The sequence below is a fragment of the Psychrobacter sp. AOP22-C1-C5 genome (assembly GCF_052378885.1).
Classification (GTDB): Bacteria; Pseudomonadota; Gammaproteobacteria; order Pseudomonadales; family Moraxellaceae; genus Psychrobacter.
This window is the reverse complement of sequence record NZ_JBQSYC010000004.1, coordinates 231,809-252,377: the sequence shown is the minus strand read 5'-3', so window position 1 is coordinate 252,377 and position 20,569 is coordinate 231,809. Positions and strand designations below refer to the sequence as shown.

The 20,569-nt window shown below is 42.0% G+C and carries 18 protein-coding genes; 7 read left to right on the top strand and 11 right to left on the bottom strand.

The annotated features are described in order from the left end of the window. Positions 1–101: 101 nt before the first annotated feature. The 5 genes from dnaX to ACT3TH_RS07960 form a co-directional block, all read right to left on the bottom strand. On the bottom strand, positions 102–2,171 hold the full coding sequence (dnaX, locus tag ACT3TH_RS07980; RefSeq protein ID WP_444755315.1) for a DNA polymerase III subunit gamma/tau: 2,070 nt from the start codon (positions 2,169–2,171) through the stop codon (positions 102–104). Positions 2,172–2,328: 157 nt separating this feature from the next. After that, the gene (lysS, locus tag ACT3TH_RS07975) at positions 2,329–3,870 is read right to left on the bottom strand and encodes a lysine--tRNA ligase (RefSeq protein ID WP_444755314.1); all 1,542 of its coding nucleotides are present in this window, start codon (positions 3,868–3,870) and stop codon (positions 2,329–2,331) included. A 51-nt stretch (positions 3,871–3,921) separates the two neighbouring features. Then, positions 3,922–4,302, bottom strand: a complete 381-nt coding sequence (locus ACT3TH_RS07970) for a hypothetical protein (RefSeq protein WP_444755313.1) — start codon at positions 4,300–4,302, stop codon at positions 3,922–3,924. Positions 4,303–4,395: 93 nt separating this feature from the next. Further along, positions 4,396–5,484 (bottom strand): peptide chain release factor 1, encoded by a 1,089-nt coding sequence (gene prfA / locus ACT3TH_RS07965; protein ID WP_444755312.1) that lies wholly within the window; start codon positions 5,482–5,484, stop codon positions 4,396–4,398. A gap of 301 nt (positions 5,485–5,785) precedes the next feature. Beyond that, positions 5,786–6,931, bottom strand: coding sequence for a beta-ketoacyl-ACP synthase III (locus ACT3TH_RS07960; protein ID WP_444755311.1), 1,146 nt, complete (start codon positions 6,929–6,931; stop codon positions 5,786–5,788). Between the two features lie 300 nt (positions 6,932–7,231). Here ACT3TH_RS07960 and pnuC point away from each other — a divergent pair, with 300 nt between their 5' ends. Genes pnuC through ACT3TH_RS07945 form a run of 3 tightly spaced genes read left to right on the top strand, consistent with a single transcriptional unit; the run spans position 7,232 to position 9,112 of the window. Then, positions 7,232–7,984, top strand: a complete 753-nt coding sequence (pnuC, locus tag ACT3TH_RS07955; protein ID WP_444755310.1) for a nicotinamide riboside transporter PnuC — start codon at positions 7,232–7,234, stop codon at positions 7,982–7,984. Next, positions 7,935–8,534 (top strand): AAA family ATPase, encoded by a 600-nt coding sequence (locus ACT3TH_RS07950; protein WP_444755309.1) that lies wholly within the window; start codon positions 7,935–7,937, stop codon positions 8,532–8,534. The genes pnuC and ACT3TH_RS07950 overlap by 50 nt, the downstream gene beginning before the upstream one ends. A 53-nt stretch (positions 8,535–8,587) precedes the next feature. Further along, complete coding sequence (locus ACT3TH_RS07945) at positions 8,588–9,112, top strand: TIGR00645 family protein (RefSeq protein WP_444755369.1); 525 nt, start codon at positions 8,588–8,590, stop codon at positions 9,110–9,112. Between the two features lie 37 nt (positions 9,113–9,149). Here ACT3TH_RS07945 and ACT3TH_RS07940 read toward each other — a convergent pair whose 3' ends face one another. Next, positions 9,150–9,833, bottom strand: coding sequence for a DUF421 domain-containing protein (locus tag ACT3TH_RS07940; protein ID WP_444755308.1), 684 nt, complete (start codon positions 9,831–9,833; stop codon positions 9,150–9,152). 267 nt (positions 9,834–10,100) lie between these two features. On the opposite strand from ACT3TH_RS07940, the gene ACT3TH_RS07935 reads away from it, so the two are divergent. Further along, entirely contained in the window at positions 10,101–11,054 is a 954-nt protein-coding gene (locus ACT3TH_RS07935; protein WP_444755307.1) for a DMT family transporter, read from the top strand. 18 nt (positions 11,055–11,072) lie between these two features. On the opposite strand, the gene ACT3TH_RS07930 is transcribed toward ACT3TH_RS07935, so the two are convergent. The 3 genes from ACT3TH_RS07930 to ACT3TH_RS07920 all read right to left on the bottom strand — a co-directional run bounded on the left by ACT3TH_RS07930 (position 11,073) and on the right by ACT3TH_RS07920 (position 13,322). Then, positions 11,073–11,501, bottom strand: a complete 429-nt coding sequence (locus ACT3TH_RS07930; protein ID WP_444755306.1) for a BLUF domain-containing protein — start codon at positions 11,499–11,501, stop codon at positions 11,073–11,075. 39 nt (positions 11,502–11,540) lie between these two features. Beyond that, the gene (locus ACT3TH_RS07925) at positions 11,541–12,092 is read right to left on the bottom strand and encodes a BLUF domain-containing protein (RefSeq protein WP_444755305.1); all 552 of its coding nucleotides are present in this window, start codon (positions 12,090–12,092) and stop codon (positions 11,541–11,543) included. 294 nt (positions 12,093–12,386) lie between these two features. Further along, a complete protein-coding gene (locus ACT3TH_RS07920; RefSeq protein WP_444755304.1) occupies positions 12,387–13,322 on the bottom strand; it encodes a LysR substrate-binding domain-containing protein in 936 nt (311 codons plus the stop codon). A 98-nt stretch (positions 13,323–13,420) separates the two neighbouring features. On the opposite strand from ACT3TH_RS07920, the gene ACT3TH_RS07915 reads away from it, so the two are divergent. Both ACT3TH_RS07915 and ACT3TH_RS07910 read left to right on the top strand, forming a co-directional pair. After that, positions 13,421–13,855, top strand: coding sequence for a DMT family transporter (locus ACT3TH_RS07915; RefSeq protein WP_444755303.1), 435 nt, complete (start codon positions 13,421–13,423; stop codon positions 13,853–13,855). 8 nt (positions 13,856–13,863) lie between these two features. Then, positions 13,864–14,322 (top strand): DMT family transporter, encoded by a 459-nt coding sequence (locus tag ACT3TH_RS07910; RefSeq protein ID WP_062845914.1) that lies wholly within the window; start codon positions 13,864–13,866, stop codon positions 14,320–14,322. A gap of 189 nt (positions 14,323–14,511) precedes the next feature. On the opposite strand, the gene ACT3TH_RS07905 is transcribed toward ACT3TH_RS07910, so the two are convergent. Then, positions 14,512–14,913 carry a lysozyme inhibitor LprI family protein gene (locus ACT3TH_RS07905; RefSeq protein ID WP_444755302.1) on the bottom strand — a complete coding sequence of 134 codons (402 nt, stop codon included), beginning with the start codon at positions 14,911–14,913 and terminating at the stop codon, positions 14,512–14,514. Positions 14,914–15,292: 379 nt separating this feature from the next. Here ACT3TH_RS07905 and ACT3TH_RS07900 point away from each other — a divergent pair, with 379 nt between their 5' ends. Beyond that, positions 15,293–16,075 carry a hypothetical protein gene (locus tag ACT3TH_RS07900; protein WP_444755301.1) on the top strand — a complete coding sequence of 261 codons (783 nt, stop codon included), beginning with the start codon at positions 15,293–15,295 and terminating at the stop codon, positions 16,073–16,075. 143 nt (positions 16,076–16,218) lie between these two features. Here ACT3TH_RS07900 and hrpA read toward each other — a convergent pair whose 3' ends face one another. Further along, complete coding sequence (gene hrpA, locus ACT3TH_RS07895) at positions 16,219–20,388, bottom strand: ATP-dependent RNA helicase HrpA (protein WP_444755368.1); 4,170 nt, start codon at positions 20,386–20,388, stop codon at positions 16,219–16,221. Between the last annotated feature and the right edge of the window lie 181 nt (positions 20,389–20,569).

The following is a 20,569-nucleotide window of genomic DNA, read 5'->3' as shown; positions in this document are numbered from 1 at the left end:
TCAAGACGATAGCATAACATCGCCTTGATATTTTCTATGATAATTATGTCTAATAACTGTATATAGTTTTAAATAATTTTAACAACGCCTTTCTAGATCTTTTAATACAGTTGAACTTTACCCATTTTTCCTTCACCCCGTTCAATCAAATACTGCATAACTGGCGTATTGAGAAGCTTGGACTCTGCTACGGTTTTGGCTTGTATCAAGCGTTTTTGTTGACGACGCTCAGGCGTTTTATCGTCAGCTTGCATGATGCTGTTGTCAATTTGCAAATTGATCTCAGCTTGAGGGAACTGTTGTTGTAGTTTTTTGGCCAACTGTTGAAAGGTAACTTGCAGATGCTTACTATCAACGCTCGTTAAAAAGGTTGCCTTACCATTACATAGTCCTGTCACCACACCTTGACGAGCAAGTGCCAATTCATCCTGAGCTAAAACTTCAGTTTCACGCGCCGTTTGTAGCCAGTAATCCCATTTTTCGGGTGTCCACTCACCTGTTAGCTCTTGAAGTGGACAACGTAGCAAAGTACGAGGATCATCAGGCTGCGTTACTAACTCGGAATCATCCGCAACCGTCTCAACAATTGGTTCAGGTTCAACAACTGGTTCAGGTTCAACAACTGGTTCAGGTTCAACAACTGGTTCAGGTTCAACAACTGGTTCAGGTTCAACAACTGGTTCAGGTTCAACAACTGGTTCAGGTTCAACAACTGGTTCAGGCTCAACAACTGGTTCAGGCTCAACAACTGGTTCAGGCTCAACAATTGATTCAGATTCAACAATTGATTCAGATTCAACAATTGATTCAGATTCAACAATTGATTCAGATTCAACAATTGATTCAGATTCAACAATTGATTCAAGCTCGGCGCTACTGTCTAGCCACTCGTTATCACTATGAATAGTATTTTGCAGATCACTATTGTTTGGCGCTTGATAATCAACATTATAAGACTCTAGTGTCGGTACTGACGATATAGCGTGTTTAGCCTGCATCGAATGAGTATTTTCTATAGCAGGAGTGTCTGAAGTCGAGCTTGGGCTATCATAGGTATTTTTTAGCACTTCATCTATAGGCAACGGGCGAAAGGCCAATAAACGCAAAATACACATTTCAAGCGCTTGCATTGGTGTACTGGCAAGCTTAACGCCTTCGCGTGCCTGCACGACAATCTCATAATAAAGCTGTAATACATCTGGGCTGATATGCTGCGCTAGTGAATTGATATCTTGTGCCTGCGCTTCATTCACATTTAAAGCAACTTCAGGCAATAACTGGGTCAAGGCTAATTGATGAAGTAACTCAGCGAGTCCATCAAACATACTGGTGGCATCGACCATCTGCGCGCGCATCTGCTCAATATGAGCTGCAACGGCAGATTTGTCATGATTATAGATATCTGTGATTAAGCTGACCAAATCAGCAGCATCAATCAGACCAAGCATCGCATTAACAGTGGCATCATCTAGCCCGCCTTGACCAAAAGCAATTGCTTGATCTGTCAGCGACAAGGCATCACGTACTGAGCCTTTAGCAGCACTTGCCAGTTGCCAAAGTGCTGGCTGAGTATACTGGACATGCTCTTGAGTAAGGATATTTGCTAGATGCTGGCTGAGTAGGGTTTGCGGCAATGGACGCAGTACGAATTGCAAACAGCGAGAGATAATCGTAATCGGTAACTTCTGCGGATCAGTAGTAGCGAGCAAAAACTTCACATGCTCCGGCGGTTCTTCAAGCGTTTTGAGTAGCGCGTTGAAGCTATGCGTCGATAGCATATGCACTTCATCAATAAGATAAACCTTGTAACGTCCTTGGCTTGGCGCATAAGGGACATTGTCCAATAGCTCACGTGTGTCTTCAACTTTGGTGCGAGAGGCCGCATCAATCTCAATGAGATCAATAAAACGCCCTTGATCGATGGCCACACAGTTATCACACACACCGCAAGGGGTGCTGGTAATACCTGTATCACAATTCAAACATTTAGATAAAATACGCGCAATCGTCGTTTTACCTACACCGCGCGTACCAGTAAAAAGGTAAGCATGATGCAGACGATTATAATCAATCGCATTGATAAGCGCTTGCGAGACATGCGTTTGCCCAATCAACTCGTGAAAGTTTTTGGGACGGTATTTGCGAGCCAAAACTTGATATTGCTGCGACATAGCTATCCATTGTGCAAGTAGTTAAAGTGCTTATTTTAAGTGTATTTTTGAATGCTTATTATAGCAAAAAGCCAGCGCATTCGTCTGGCTTCTTACCGATTCTATAATAGCTTATCCCACAAATAATAAGCCGTTTTAATTAAAGACTGACTAACTATCAGTCATGCTTACGGCGCATATGTGGAAATAAGATGACGTCCCGAATACTGGCAGAGTCAGTCAACAACATCACCAAGCGATCAATACCAATACCCTCACCTGCTGTTGGCGGTAGGCCGTAAGACAAGGCTTCGATATAGTCTTCATCGAAGTGCATTGCTTCATCATCGCCTGCGTCTTTTTCAGCAACTTGTCCACGGAAGCGTTCTGCCTGATCTGCTGGATCATTAAGCTCACTAAAGCCATTGGCCAATTCGCGACCACCGATAAACAACTCAAAACGATCGGTAATCTCAGGATTGTCATCATTGCGGCGGGCCAATGGTGAAGTTTCCGCTGGATACTCTGTAATGAACGTTGGCTGACGCAACTGATGCTCAGCCGTTTCTTCAAAAATAATCGTCTGTAATTTACCTATACCAAAGCCTTCTTTAACTTGCTGCTTTAGTACCGTTGAAGCATACTCTGCTAGGTACTCACGATCATTGATTTTTGCCATATCAAGGTTTTCTGCGTATTTTGCAATTGCATCAGGCATAGATAAACGCTCAAAAGGCGCTTTTAAACTGATGGCTTCTTCTTGATAAGTGATCTCAGTCGTACCTAGAATATCTATCGCCAACTCGTTAAATAAACGTTCGGTCAAATCCATCAGATCATGATGATCCGCATAGGCTTGATAAAACTCAATCATAGTAAATTCAGGATTGTGACGGGTTGATACACCTTCATTACGGAAGCTACGATTAATCTCGAACACTCTCTCAAAACCGCCAACGACTAAACGCTTCAAATAAAGCTCAGGAGCAATACGTAAATAAAGCGGCATATCCAAGGCATTATGATGCGTCACAAACGGACGCGCCACTGCACCACCTGGGATTGGATGCATCATTGGCGTTTCGACTTCCATAAAACGCTCATTCAGCATAAATTTGCGAATACCGCTGATGACTTGACTGCGAATCATAAAGGTATCACGCGTCGTCTCATTGGTCATCAAATCAAGATGGCGATTGCGATAACGAGCTTCCACATCTGCCAAACCATGGAATTTATTCGGCATTGGACGTAATGACTTGGTTAAAAGCTCAAGCGCTTCAATGTGCACATACAAGTCGCCTTTTCCTGAGCGACCAATATAACCCGACACACCAACGATATCACCCAAATCCAAAGATTTGATGGTAGCCAGCATTTCAGCGTCTAACTCTTTACGTGCCACATACAACTGAATGCGACCTGTCATGTCTTGAATGACAATGAATGCACCGCGGTTAAGCATCACTCGACCAGCGACATTGACCTGCGTTTTTTCACCTTTAGCTGCATTTTCTTCAATTTCTTGCTTAGAGACGCCGTCAAATGCCGTTTGCAGGTCTTTTGCATAATCAGTACGTTTAAAGGTGTTCGGATATGGCTGTTTACCCGACGCACTGATATCGTCTAGCTTGGCCTGTAGCTGTGCAATCAGCTCATTGGCGTCTTCCACTACTGGAGTTTGGTCTTGGTTCTGATTTTGATTGTTGGGCTTTGACATAACACTCTCAAATTTTGATAAGTTAAGTTTTTTATTTGGAAAATTATATGATTAATCTATGCATAAAAAACCTTTAGCAACACCGCCTTCAATGGTCTGACGACAGCCAAAAGGACTATCGTTGGCAGCACAGGTTCCCTTTACGTTTGACGTACCAGCCTCAATAGCTGTGTCTGAATTCGTACAACTGCCTTGACACTCAGAGCTATCACTACAAGATTTTCCAGCATCTGAAAATTGCATTACGCATCTATAGGCCTGTAATCTACCTTGTTTTGAGTACGTACCACCTTTTGCAAGGCATTCTTTTACAAGATTTTCAGATGAATCGGTAGATGCGTTTTGATCACTAGCAACTGGTGATGTCTGACATGCAGAAATGAAGAATAAAGACAAGAAAACCATGAGATAGACAGCTAAACGATTATTCATTATATTTCTCACATGTAAGATAGGAATTTGTTTATAGTTCAATTTACTATAACAATACTTATATTTTTCGTTTTACTTACTATTAAGACGCTACTACTCACCACCAATACTGGCCATCAAGTCAGCCTGATGCTCGCGCAACAGCGCATCAAGAATCTCATCCAAGTCACCTTCCATAATAGCATCAAGCTTATACAATGTTAGGTTGATTCGATGATCAGTCATACGGCCTTGCGGAAAATTATAAGTACGGATACGCTCTGAGCGGTCGCCACTACCAACCAAGTCACGACGTATGGTATCAGCCGCATCAACCTGCGCTTGGACTTTGACTTGCTGAATTTTGGAGATCAGCATCTTCATAGCTTGCGCACGGTTTTTATGCTGGCTACGTTCTTGTTGACACTCTACCACGGTGCCCGTTGGAATGTGCGTTAAACGTACCGCTGAATCAGTGGTGTTAACGTGCTGACCCCCGGCACCGCTTGAACGGAACGTATCAAAACGAATGTCAGCTGGGTTCAAATCGACTGTGTCATCAATTTCAACTTCAGGCATGACGGCAACAGTACAGGCTGATGTATGCACGCGGCCTTGGCTTTCAGTTTCAGGGACACGCTGGACACGGTGCACGCCTGATTCAAACTTGAGACGACCATAGACGCTATTGCCTGAAACACGAGTGATGATTTCTTTATAGCCACCGTGCTCACCCTCACTTGCCGACAATACTTCTACTGTCCAGCCTTGTGTCTGCGCGTACTTTTGGTACATACGGAACAGATCACCAGAGAAAATCGCTGCTTCATCACCGCCAGTACCTGCTCGAATCTCCAAGAATGCTGGCACTTTGTCATTGGGATCTTTTGGCAACATCATGAGATTAAGCGCTTCTTCCATCTCTACAATAGTATCACGCGCGCTATCAATCTCTTCTTGCATCATCTCTTTCATGTCAGGATCTGAGGCTTCTTTTAGCATCGTCTCTGCATCGGCCTGATCTGTTTCTGCACGCACATAGTTTTGCCATAAAGTAGTGATATCCATCAAGTCACTATGCTCAACAGACAGTTCACGGAATTTATTATTATCACTGATGACACTAGGATCTGATAATAAGGCGGTGACCTCTTCATAACGGTCTACCATCTGGTCTAAACGCAGGCGTAAGGATTCTTTCATAAAGGGACTTTTAATTGGATGATGGGAATAAGATCGTGATTATAGCAAATTTTTTGGCCTAAATTAAAACCTCTGCGTAATCTCGGCTTTATTCTAAGTAATCTTGCCATTATATTGCCAAGTGTCTCGGCTTATAGTTGGTACTCAACAAGATGGATGCGCGATATTGTAATGCGTAATTGGTACAAATTTTTCTTGCTTGCTGTATCTACGCCCATAGAGACACAAAAAATATAGGCACAAAAAAATAGCTAAGAATATTCTTAGCTATTTTGATTTTGGCTGAAGTTTAAAGTTAAAACTAAACTTTACGAACCAGTACCGAGCCAATCGAATAGCCTGCGCCAAACGAGCAGATAACACCCAAATCACCTGACGCCAAATCATCTTTATGGCGATGGAATACAATCATTGGACTGGCTGAGCTAGTATTAGCAAATTCATCGATGACGCTAGGCGCAATCGATTTGTCTGCGTCTTTGCCAACCACTGTACGTAATATCAGATCCAGCATGTTAGCATTGGCTTGGTGTAGCCACATCATTTTCAGATCATCAGATTGTAGTTCATTCTCATGTAAATGATCTGTGATGATTTGCGATACTTTTGGACAGACTTCGCGGAAAACTTTACGGCCATTTTGTAAAAACAACTTGGGTGTAACAGGCTCATTGATATCAGCGTACATCTCTGTTTGGGCCGCTAGATACTCTGATCGATCCATAAACCCGTATTCATTGGTAATATTGGTCGAAAATTCTGTAAATAGCTTGGCATTAAGGATTTCATAACCCTTAGGTGTATCCAAATCTTCAACGATAGATGCTGTGGCGACATCACCAAAGATAAAGTGGCTGTCACGGTTACGCCAGTTCAGATGCGCTGAGGTAATCTCAACGTTGACCACAGCGACGCGTTTGGCAAGACCAGAGACAATAGAACCATGCGCTTGTGATATACCAAATGTTGCTGCACTACAGGCCACGTTCATATCATAGGCAAAACCGCCAATCATACCGATTTCGTTTTGAATTTCGATGGCAACAGCAGGATAAGTACGCTGAAAGCTTGAACACGCAAGTATAATACCATCCAAGTCATTTGCTTCAAGGCCTGCATCTTTTAGAGCATCTTTAAGCGCTGCCGAACCCATTTCTGCCATGACAGATAGTTCTTCGCCTAAGTTGCGATAAGGGATAACAGGTGCCATAATTTCAGGATTTAAAATACCCTCTTTTTCCATCACATAACGTGATTTGATACCAGATACTTTTTCGATAAAAGCGGCTGATGAAGGCTGAAGCGCGGTAACAGTCTCTGCTGCTATCTCATCAGCATGCTTTGCATTATAATTCTCAACATACTGATTAAATGAATCTACTAACTCTTCATTACTGATGCTATAAGGCGGAATATACAGGCCAGTGCCTGTGATACAAGTCGTCATGATAAGCTTCCTTGTCTACTACTATTGGGATTGGGATAAGCATAAATGTAAAAAATATAACAGTCGCTTGATTTCAGTGAATAACTGTAAACTTAAAATCAGTGCCTTTATTATGCCTGAATAATATTATTTTTCTAATACTTTGTTACAAATAATCTGTTTGTCGAGAAAAATAAGCAAAGATTACCGTCATTTCAAAGTAGCTAAGCTATAATTGCCGCTATTTGGTCATTGCCAAGTCATAACTTGACCATATAGAAATTTATCTGACACAGTAAACACTCGTATCTGGAAGTATTAATGGTAGAAATTTTTAATTGGTTGTTTGGTCAATACACTGACTATGCTGCTATGTTCATTGCCCTTGAGTTGATTGCCGTGGTATTCGGTGTAGCAAGTGTCTTACTTGCCAGCAAAACCAATATCTTGGCGTTTCCTATTGGTCTTGTGAGCACCGCTATATTTGTCTATCTGCTCTGGAAATGGCAGCTATTTGGCGATATGTTTATCAACGCGTATTACACCATTATGAGTATTTACGGCTGGATCAATTGGTCAAAGAACAAAGCGAACAAAAAACCTCAAGATCATATAAATCCCACTGGGCAGCATCAAGAGGGACAATTTAATAATGCGGACGGCCACAATACAATTCAAGTTGAACATTTAAACATAAAAGACGTACCCATATTGGCAGCACTAGGTACTGCAACCGTCGCCTTTGTCGCCTCAGTTTATTACTTCCGTCCTGTGATTAATAATGGCTTCAGCTTCGATAATGTCACTCTTGGCCTGCATTTATTTACATGGGTTGATTACACCGATATGTTGACCACCGCGTTGTTTTTGATGGCGATGTGGCTCATGGCGCGACGCAAGATTGAGCATTGGCTGCTATGGATTGTTGCCGATGCGATTTCCGTTCCTTTATACTTTTATAAAGGTCTCACTTTTACCGCGCTACAATACGTGGTTTTTACTCTCATCGCAATTTGGGCTTATTATGAATGGCAGCGACGCTATCGCATACAACCTCATACAGCATACGCATAAATCCGTTATCAAGGTTGCGATATTAGGCGCAGAAAGCACTGGTAAAACCACGTTATGTCGCGACTTGGCAGCGCATTTTGGTAGTCCTTGGGTGCCAGAATACATGCGTACGTACCTACAAGTAAAATGGGATGACGAGCAACTGACCTGTACGTGGGATGACCTACTTCCTATCGCACAAGGTCAAACAGCGTTAGAAAACAAACTGACCAAACAAGCGGTGCAACTGTCAGATAAAAACCATTATTTATTTTGTGATACCAGTCTGTTTGAGCTGATGGTTTATGCCAATTGGTATTATGGAGATTGCCCTGGCGCGTTGACCAAAGCGGCATTAGCACATCGTTATGATTTGATACTATTAACGGAAGTTGACATCCCATGGGTTGCTGATGATTTGCGTGACAGCCCGCATCAGCGTGAAGAGATAAGTGAGTATTTGGCAAGTCAGTTAACCCATCATCAAAAACCATTTTGTCGCATTGGTGGTGATAGACATGCGAGGGTACAACAAGTGGTTGAATGGCTTGCTGAAATGACTAAGATATAACGTTACGAGTAGACAATCTATTACTTTATTTTTAAGAACCTTAAGAGATGTCCATGTTAAAAAACCTTGAACTCTACTTAGAAAGAACCATATTCAATAGTCGCTGGATACTAGCACCGTTTTATTTGGGGTTGGTGTTAGGGATTATCTTATTATTTATCAAATTCGTCCAAAAGCTGTGGCACATGTTTGCCGATATTATCACAGCCTCTGAAGCCAGCGTGATTGTAGATATACTGGTGTTGGTCGATATTTCGTTGGTCGCCAGTCTGTTACTCATCATTATATTCAGTGGCTACGAGATTTTTGTCTCAAAGATTAATACAGGCACTCATGATGATCGCCCTAGCTGGATGGGTAAAGTCGACTTTTCTGGTTTAAAACTAAAAGTCATCGGTGCCATTGTCGCTATTTCCGCTATTGACCTCTTAAAATCGTTTATGGACATAACAAGTAATATGAGCGAACTAGATGCTGATAAGCTGATGTGGAAAGTCATCATTCATATGACGTTCGTATTTTCTGGCTTATTGTTTGCGATAATGGACAAAGTGGTTGGCGATACCAAAAAGCACTAACGTGATTATCTACTTTAGTGCTTTTTCAACTTAGTTTTTATCTCACAATACGGCTATTCAGAGCTTTTGCCCATTCACGGCATTTATTTTCACAACGACGGCAAAGTTGATTGGGCTCCAAGATATACTCGACATGACCGCAATGCATACAAGCGTAGTGAACTCCTAACTCTATTTGTTCGACTGGTTGATACTGTTTGGGAAAAAGTGGCATGCCATAATCCGTCTTTTCTGGTGGATACAGCAATACGCTAAAGTTACCATCTGTCTCAAGCAGTCCCGTCCGCACTTGACCTAAATGCTCAACCCCTTGTTGACGCATTTCAGCAAAAAACTCATCATGGGACATTTTGCCCTTTTCAATCTTATCAAGAACCAACCTACCCTCTTCTACGATGTAAAGTGACTGTCCTTCCAACAGATTTTCAAAATGTTGGAACTTCCTCATTGCCCACGTACATAGACGATATAGCAAGATGACCGTACTCATAATAAGTACTGCTTGAATAATCGGTAGATCCTCGGTAAACATAGGATCGCCTGCGATAGAGCCCAGTGATAAGATAATGGTCAGCTCGAAGATAGACAGCTGGCGGACACCGCGCTTGCCTGTTAATCGTAGAAACGAGATAATCAGTATAAACATCACGATGACACGTATTAAAATTTCAACGGCAAATACCCAAGTTGTGTCATAAATAAAAATACCTGCCCAATCCATACCTGTGTTTCCTATTTATCATTTTTATTAGAGTTATTAAGTTTGAGATGGTTGCCAATGTTGGTTGCTATATCGTCGTCGTTTCTTCTCGTATGCCCGGCTACCTCCTACCTTCCGTTCAATTTAATAGCCATTTTCGCAGTAAATGCAATAAGACACCATTTGTTGTGAGACAATCCATAATAGGATTTTAAAAGAGACATCTGCTTAAGAAGCAGGATTTTTCTATTTTATTAAAAAATAGCTACATCATTGTAGGAATTATTTTTGAAAGCCACATTTTATACAATCATTGCACTCATTGCATTTGCCGCAAACTCTTTGTTTTGTAGAATGGCGCTAGCAGATGATCATATTGATGCATGGAGCTTCACCGCCGTTCGCTTATTGAGTGCGGCTGCTTGTTTGGGCGTAATTATGACGCTGCACACTTACCATTTACGACGTCAATTGCAAAGATTTGGCAGCACAACTGATGACACATGCTTAATCTTACACGATAGAGGCAGTTGGTTAAGTAGCATCAGCTTAGTGGTTTATGCGTTGTGCTTTTCGATTGCCTATATGGCGCTTGATACCGGTACTGGTGCCCTAATTTTATTTTCGGCAGTACAGCTTACTATGATTGGTTGGGGCATTTATAAGAAAGAGCGGTTAAGCAAACTACAGTGGATGGCATTCATCGTAGCAGTAGCAGGGTTTATTTATTTGATGTTGCCGTCCGCGGCAGTACCTTCATTATCGGCTGCGGCACTTATGACTATAAGTGGTATGGCTTGGGGGATATATAGTATACGTGGCAAATCATGCACATCACCGCTGCACGCCACTGGTTTCAATTTTATCAGAAGCCTTATTGCAGTTCCTATACTGTTGATAGTCAGTATGAATTATTTAGACACTATAGGTTTGGATAACGTTGATTTAGATACCATAACGACCAAAGGACTGCTGTTGGCGATCGTTTCAGGAACTATCGCATCTGGCGTGGGTTATAGTATTTGGTATACAGCCATGCCGCTACTAAAAAATACACAGGCAGCGGTGGTACAACTGTGCGTACCTGTACTTGCTGCCATATTAGGAATGGTGTTTTTATCTGAGCAGTTGACACTTCCATTCATTGTAGCAAGTACGGTTATTTTAGGAGCAGTATTGACATTTATTTTGAATAAGGCGCCGTCGAAGTTACCTTCTAAAAATGTACTCCCTAAAATGTAATTTTATATAAAATCCGTATCAATGATTGAGCTCCGTCATTAAACCCCGTATCGATTCAGCACTTAGGAAATAAGGATTAAAATCCACGGTTGTAGAGTATTTAAGATACAGCGCTGCGTTTTCTGTGGTTGGAGAAACAAAGTTCATTGACCATTTAGACCATTCTCTGTACTTTAGCTCGCGGGTCTCAAGCAACTGCAAATCATGATGTCGCTCATCGGCAAGCAAACTGTGTAACAACTGACTAATCTGCGCCCGCGACCCTTCAACCGTCTGCAAAAAATAATGCCTATTAAAAACTAGCATACCAGTGATGCCATTAGCAGCATTATTCTGCTGCGCCTGTCTCAAAATTTCACTGAGTTCTTTATCTGACATGTCAGGGTTGGCGCGACTAACATAAGTCATACTCACCAAAATGTGAGGTTCTAAAATAGTTTGTGTCATATCGTATTTCTCATATTTATTGTGTTCGATTCAACTGTATTATTGGAACTCAAGACTTTTGGTCCCAATTCCCCCCTTTTCTCTACGCCCTTGAATCTCCGATAAGGTTTCAATAAATCTTAAGACTTGATGGGTACTCATTAAGTAAGGATTAAAAACCGTACCCGCTGAGAACTTGCGCACATACTCTTTGTCTTGATCACTAGGGGTCAGATGTTTCATTGACCATTTATTCCAAAACCGCTCTTCAACTTCGCAGCACTCGATCACCTGCAACGAAAAATGTCGATCATCTTTGACCAGTTTTCGAAGCAATGCATTGATGACAGGCCTTGCACCCTCAATGCTTTGTAAAAAATAATCATCATTAATCACCAATGCACCAGTGATGCCGTTACGCTCGTTGTTGCGCTGCGCTTGTGCAAGGATACGCGTCACTTCAATATTTGTATTATCAGGGCTGTGACGACTCACATAAGTCAAACGTAGGATGATATGCTCACCCTGCTGCAGATTTGAATGTCTTTTTTCTAAAGGCTCAGACTGCTCCATAGGATACTCCGACTGTTTGGCTAGACTTTGATTTAACATTATAGTCAAATGATAAGCGGTGATAAAAGTAATCTATTCAACGTTTAGACTCTTTATACAACACACTCACGTAATAGATTAGATTGCCGCTCGTAGCATTCAGAGTTTATAAATTGTACTCTAAAAAGAACGCTGTCTCCCCAGTCTCACTGAATTTTTAGTCTTTATCAAGCATATTGAAGTAACACTAATAAGTATGGCCACCGATAAACACCTGACTAAACAAGTGACGTGTTTTTATATGAGGCACTTCAAACAGCGCATGACTATTTCTTATATTTAAACGACCAGCCCTCAATGCAATTGCCAATAAAGCGGCTCTCCGTACACTTCAGCGAAGTAATCAATTAATGTCCTAACATTTAAGGAGACATGGCGGGTATTTGGGTAGATGGCAGCGATATGCTGCGGCGTTGTTTTCACAGCTGCATGATAATTAGGTAATAACTTTACCAAATTGCCTTCTTTCAAATGATCGCCGATTAACCAATCAGGAAAAAGTACAATGCCCATACCTTTTAGGGCTGATACCAATAAAGACTCTGCATTATTAGACATGAGTAAAGCTGGTGCTAAGTAAGAATCCCACTCTTCATCGTTTGTTTTAAATAGCCAACGATTTGGGCCTGACGAGCCTTTGTACACCAGCCCTTTATGATGAATTAAATCGGCTGGCGTTTTTAGTTCCCCGTGCTTGTTTATATACTCGGGGGCAGCAGCAAGATGGTAAGTTTGTTCACCAAAAATACGTGCATGAAAGGCCGAGTCGTTCAGCGTTCCAATTCTAAAAATCACGTCTGTTGCATAATGATGGGGGTCAACAAAGTCATCGGTTAAGCTCAAGTCTATCTGCAGTTTAGGATACTGAATACTAAACTGCGGTAGCCATGGAGCGATGTGGCGTTGTCCAAAGAATACAGGCGCATTGATTCTCAGCAAACCACCTGGTTCTAATGTCCTATTTTGCAACTCTTCTTGAGCCGCATTCATACTTTCTGTCATCGAGAGGGCATGAGTCATAAAAACACGGCCCGCTTCGGTCGGAATAACCGCTCGCGTGTTTCGATAAAAAAGCTGTTGACCTAACGAATCCTCTAACTGTTTGATAATACGTGACACTTTAGAAGCAGACACGCCTTCTTTTCGAGCCACTACCGAAAAACTCTGAGCGTTAAAGACACCTATATAAAAAAGTAAGGTCTTGATACTAATGCTATCGACATTATTCATTTGTGCAACTTATGCAAAGGTCATTTCTATATTGTATCGTTTTTCGCACGTATAAGCTGCTGTAGAATAAGCGCCATTGCTTATTAAGGATCTTTTTCATGCAAATATTATTGATACTTATCGTTGTGTTAGGCGGCATGGGGTTATCCGTTGAAGCGGGATTGCTTGGCCCTTTAGGCGGTCAAGTTGGGGAGCTGTGGGCGACATTGAGCATTTTCGGTGTCGGTGCAGCATTGACCTTTTTCCTTATGTTGTTTTTTAGTCCACGCAATAGCCCTTCATTTTTTTCGCAACCTCCTTTGTTACTGGTTGGCGGAATTTTAGGTCCTATTTACGTGGTGGTCTTAACCGTCGTCACACCAGTCATCGGCGTTGCAATGACAATGATTGGCATACTGGCAGGCCAAGTTTCTAAAAGCTTACTCATAGACCATTACGGTTTATTCGGCACAACTGAGCGAAAAATAGACAATAAAAGAATCATTGCTTTGGTTTTCATCATTGCTGCACTGTTCTTTATGGCGAAGGGGTAAAATAGATGATGCTTATATTAATGATCGTATTGGCAATAATTGGCGGGGCTGCCTTGAGCGTTCAAGCAGCTTTAAATGGTCGTCTGGGTGGTAATGTTGGCGTATTCAAAAGCGCATTTCTCACCTTTTCTGTGGGCGCGCTAGTCACCGCTTTACTTATTTTCTTCTTTGAACCAAACCATTCAGTCACGTTAATGGACGTGCCCAAATGGCAACTACTCGGCGCGTTGTGCGGTGTGCCTTATATCGTCATTATGGTAGTTGCAGTACAGCGTATTGGTACTGCGGTAGCAACTGTTGCAGTTATTTTTGGTCAGCTTAGTATGAGCGTGCTGATCGATAATTTTGGTTGGTTAGGTAATGAAGTAATCACCCTCTCGGGTAGTCGAATTGCCGCTTTGGTTTGTTTGGCAATCGCACTTTATTTTATTTATTCTAGTAATAAGTCTGAACCCAAAGCTGCTTAGTACCCTTTGTTAAGTGCTAATTATGAGACGATAGTTGTTATAGTCAATCCAAAACAACAATGGTACATCCAGTCATAATGTTCCAATCATTTTTATTAATTGCTTGTGGTTATTGGTTTCTTGCGCTAATACTGACAATAGCCAAACTAAAAAGGATGAGCCGTTGCGGTTCATCCTTTTTAGTTTATATTATTTATTTTTGATATTGTCAATCTCTTCATCAAGCTGCACACGGCGCTGATGTGTGTAAGTGGTTAAGCAACCGTTGAGCGCCATTGAGTAAGCACTACCCCCACTAAAACCACGAGCCGAAAACTTACAAGCCTTGTCTCTAAAATCAATCCAAGCCAGTTGTGCAGTCTTCAATTGTTTTTTCTCATTGCTACTCAATAAACGCTGCAGATCACTGTATGAGCGATTGAGCTTGCTGTCTTCAGTCGACAATTGAGTTGCCGTACATTTATTAATGTCTGCCTGAGTATTGGCATTATCACAGGCACCTGCTGCCGATGCTTGAGCCGTAGCAAATAGGCCAACTGACAACAAAGCCATACCAGATACTTTTTTCAAATTATTTTTTATTAGTTGCATGTGACACCTCATGATTACGAATGGTTCAAGAATTTTAGCACAGTGATGATTTTGCCCTTACCAACTTCCTGTTAAAAAAAGTCACTTTTCTTTCTAGAAAGCAGACAATCCTTGTAAGGCGCAAGCTTACGTGTCAGTCACTATAGTCGGCCTCCAAGTCTAAGCTCAAGTTTGTTCTCTATAAGCTTACTTTTGCTCTATAAGTGCTGTTACGTATCGTTAGCACTACTTTTAGAGCGTACACTTCGATAAATATCGATGCAAAAAAGCCAACACTTCAGGTCAATTATTTACATTAAGATACTGAATAAAAGAACTTACTAGCTTAGTATCGAGTATTGATATCTTTCAATGAATAATTTTAAAAGGGCCATAAACCATGTCAAATAATTCCCCTAATAATAACGTAGAGAATGAATCACCAGAAACTCGTAAGAACAGTCCTGTAACCTCTGTAGAAGTTTTAAAAGGTGATGACGTCATTTCTGATGATGATCATTCTGATCAAGACAACCACTCTACTAAGAATAAAGACGACAAATCTAATAAAGATGATAAGTCTGATAAAGACGACAAATCTGGAAAAGATGACAAGTCTGAGAAAGATGACAAGTCTGAGAAAGATGACAAGTCTGAGAAAGATGACAAGTCTGAGAAAGATGACAAGTCTGAGAAAGATGACAAGTCTGAGAAAGATGACAAGTCTGATGAAGACGATAAAGGCATTACGATAGCCAACATCTATCAGTGGGCAACCAAACTGAAAGATGACTTTATGTCAGATAAAAGCGATAAGTCTGATGACAAAAAATCAGATAGCGATAAGTCGACTAATGATAAATCAGATACTGACAAGTCAGACAGTGATAAATCTGATAAAGATGACAAGTACAATGCAACGGTAGCCAATATTTATCAATGGGCGTCTAAGCTTAAAGAAGATATTAAAAATGAAGCTTCTGGTATGACATATGGCGCTTCTGAAAAAGCGGTTGCTATGCTACTAAACAAACTTATAGTGGGCGTAGACGCTGAGCTAGAAGCCTTTGATAAGAAAGCTGAAGACTCTGAGCAATCAGATGACACTAGCAAGGAAGAGCGTCAGAAAATTGTTGCTAAGAAAGAAAAATACCAAGGTATGATTGACCAACTAGAAAGTTAATCAGAAATTTGTCTAATCGGTACCTTAGGCATCGTTTCAGACATATAGACCCCGTGTTAAATGTTTACTTTAAACGTCTAACATGGGGTTTTTTATTGCCTACTGTTTATTATTCAAACTGTAGAAAAAGGCGGGAAAAGTGATTAGCCTACTTTATCCCATACTTTACTCAAACGTTTTGGCGATACCGCCATACGGGTTTTCATTGGCTGAGCGAATAATTGAATACGGTACTCCTCCACCATCCAACGATACTCACTGATGGCTTCTTTGTCCGCACGCCCTGCCAATCGCTCCATATGTAAATCCAGCGCATAAACACCATCGAGATCAGCTTCGAGATTGTGCTCGAGACGCTCAAGACGAATCTCCAACGCTTCAAGATAGCGTGGATACTGTTGCCAATGACTATAATCCATCCGATAAACAAAATCAGCCAAATGCAAATCTTCTAACTGATCCTCAATGTCTTCGATAGACTCACCAAATATCTCTCGATCGAGCATTAGTAGCCCTTGGCGAATACGTTGCCAGCGGGTATAGACATTTTTGAGCGTTTTTATAACGCTTTGACCTGTCAATAAGAAATTACCAGCCACCACGTCTAAAGTTTGCTCATACTCCTCTGGGGTAAAGGGTAGCTCCTCACTCAGACCCACTGCGATGCTATCAGCACTTTCAGGCAAGTCCGTACTGTGATCAAACAATACATAATGCTCCTCAAGTGCCGCATCTAAGGCGGCATCGATGATAATGGTTTTAAGTTTTTCCATATCACCAAGTGGCGCAAACGCCAATTTGAATACATTATCAATTTGGCTGGTCAGCTGTTTTTTCTTTGCGCCAAGCTTGCCTTTAATCAAAGTCAAAACACCGTTACGATGCGCCTGTAATGCGGCATTGACATCCGTATATTGATGAATCGACACGGCATCGCCTGCTCCATCAGCAGCCAAAGCAGAAAACTGCTTCATCACCACGCCTGCACTATGATGGTTTTTACTAAAAGCGAAATGCTCAGGAAATTCAGTATGAGTGCCTTTCTGTTCAGTCACGGCTTGACTGGTTTTGGATGCATGCCGAACTTGCAGCGTCTGTAAATCACGGCCCTTCTCAATGACTCGGTTTTTTTCATCGACCACGCAGATTTGTGGCTGCAAATAACGATCAATCGTAGCTGGATTAAAATTCTCTGGCGTCACTGACATGATGCCACGACGATTTAGCGCTTGGCACAATTGTTTCAGTAACCCTTGACCACCAGCGGGCTGCAATTCATCAAACAAGCTGTCGGCAGTATCAGGTATCGGGACGATTTGACGGCGGATGTCTTTTGGCAACGATTTAAGTAATTGCAGTACCAGCTCAAAGCGCCAACCAGGCACACCCCACAATAGCTCGATAGCATCCAATTGTGGTAGTGCGGCAAGTGGCACGCGAATGGTCACACCATCGTCATCACTCGCTGGGTCAAAGACATAACGTAGCGGTAATTTTAGATCGCCTAATTTCCACACCTCAGGGAAGTCGCCTGTGGTCGGTGCTTGACTGTTAAGCACATCATCATCAGTAAAGAAAAGGTGCTTGGTGTCGGTTTTTTCAACCTCAGCGCGCCAATCCTCAAAAGCTTTTCGACTAGCGATATGCGCCGGAATCTTTTTATCATAAAACTGATATAAAGTCTCTTCATCTACCAATAAATCACGGCGACGTAACTTATCCTCAATGCGTTCAATGTCAGCGATTTTATCCATATTATGCTGTAAGAACGGTGCTTGTCGACCCAAGTTACCTGTCACTAGACCATCACGGATAAATATTTCACGCGATTCGCTTAGATTGACTTGTTCATAGTTGGTCAGCTGCTTACTAATAATGATAAGACCAAATAAGCTAATCTGAGCGTAGGCTTTAACGCGCCCTGTCTTTTTTGACCAATGTGGTTCAAAGTAGTGATATTTTAGTAAATTGCCTGCTGCTGAGATAATCCATTCTGGTTCAATTTTGGCAACCGTACGCATAAAGACTTGCGAGGTTTCGACCATTTCAAACGCCATAACCCAAGGTGGTATTTGCTTAAATACCGTACTGGCTGGGAATATTTTGGTTTTTTGTTGGCGAGCCGCTAAATACTCACCGCGATTTTCCGTTTTATGAGCAATGATGGATAGTAAACCCGTTAGCAATGCTCGGTGCAAATTGGCATATTTAACCGCTCGAAGCGCTTCATCTTCAATCGCGGTAGGATCGCTTGTCACCGCTTCGATATCGACATTTTTAGTATTACCATTATCAGCAACTTTTGCATCGCTAATATCCGTAAGATTCAGCTCAGTCACCATTTGTACCAGCTGCCGATGGGTTTGGTGCCATTCACGCACACGCGGGAAGCTTAGGTAGTTTTTCTTAGCAAACTGCTTACGCTGATTACCAGACAATTTATTGCCGTCTTCATCTTTTTCAAACAAAGCTTTCCACAGACTCAAATAAAATAAGAAGTCAGAGTCATCCTGACGGAAAATAGCATGTCTTTGATCTGCTTGGGTGCGCTTGTTAGCAGGGCGCTCGCGTGGGTCTTGCACAGCAAGTGCGGCGACCACAATAAGCATTTCACGAATACAGTCAAAATCAGAGCCAGCAACCAGCATACGTGCCAGCCTTGGATCGATTGGCATACGTGCCATTTTTTGACCTGTCGCTGTCAGACGCAGGTGATCTAGACCTTTTTTCGGTTTTGACTTGTTGGTTTGATTGGCAGGAACAGATTCGCTTTTGACCGTAATCGCGCCCAATTCATCAAGCAGTTTGTGCCCGTCAGTCACCAAGCGACTATCAGGCGGCTCAATAAATTCAAAGTCGTCGACACTGCCCAGACGCAAGTTTGCCATCTGTAAAATCACAGACGCCAAATTCGTACGTAGAATCTCAGGTTCCGTGAATTCAGGACGACCGCTGAAGTCTTCTTCGCTATACAGACGAATACAAACACCTGGTGCCACACGACCACAACGACCTTTACGTTGATTGGCGGCAGCTTGCGAAATCGCTTCAATCGGTAAACGCTGTACACGTGAGCGATACGAATAACGCGAAATTCGTGCAAAACCCAAATCAATCACATAGCGAATACCGGGAACCGTCAATGCTGTCTCAGCAACGTTAGTCGCGATAACGATACGGCGACCACGGCCTGACGGCTGAAAAATACGCTGCTGCTCTTCATAAGTCTGCCGTGCAAATAGTGGCAACACTTCTGTGTGTTTGGGCCCATGACGCACAAGCACTTCTTGTAGCTCGCGGATCTCAGCTTCAGTGGCGGCAAATATTAAGATATCTGCTTGATCAGCGTGACCTTTATTTTGCGCATCATTAAAGCATTCTTCTACTGCTGTCACTACAGCACGCGGCAAATTGTCCTCAAAATCGTCGTAGCTGTCATCATCCGAACTCGTCACAGGTTCATCTGTGAGCGGACGATAACGAACTTCTACCGGAAAGCTACGTCCTTCAACATTAAAAATGGGCGCAGGTACTTGACGTTTTAGCTTGGCATCATAGCGACTAAAGTATTCACTAAAACGTTTAGTATCTAGTGTTGCCGAGGTAATAATAACTTTTAGATCAGGACGTTTGGGTAATAATTTTTTGAGATAGCCCATGATAAAATCAATATTTAAGCTACGCTCATGGGCTTCATCAATGATGATGGTATCGTATTTACTCAAGAAACGATCATGACCCAATTCAGCTAATAAAATACCGTCAGTCATCAGCTTAACGACAGATTGCGCTGTGCCTTGTTCATTAAAACGAATCTTAAAACTAACGGTATTACCTAATTGCTCACCCAACTCTTCTGCAATACGGTTTGCGACACTACGTGCTGCCAATCTGCGCGGTTGCGTGTGCCCTATCTGCCCCGTAATACCACGTCCTGCCAGCATAGCAAGCTTTGGTAACTGCGTGGTCTTGCCAGAGCCGGTCTCACCCGCCACAATGATAACCTGATTATCAATGATCGCTTGTACCAAATCTTCGGCACGTTGGCTAACAGGCAAATCAAGATTTAACTTGGCAGGCAAATCACTTGGGATGCTATCGATACGTGCTTGCACCGCTTGCTGTGAGCGGGTTTTTATTTTTTCATACTGTGCGCGTTTTTTAGTAAGTGCGTCACCTGTATTATTATTTTGCTCTGACTCCTGATTGGATTTTTTATTTTTAGACACAGCCATACGCGTAAGCTCTCGCTCTAGACGGTTCAGAAAATAGCTGTCTTTAGCAAGCACTGGTAAATTAGTAGTATCATCTATCGGAGATATTTTCTCATTACTTGTCGAAATGACTGCGTCCTCATGGTTCGAGTCTTCTAACCTTTTTGTGTTGTTAGTTTTATTTATTGTAGAGGTTTTTAAATTTGTGTTTTCAGGATTATTAGGCATATTTACTTAGGCTATTTATTATTTATAAGTGCTTAGATTATGGGGGTAATTT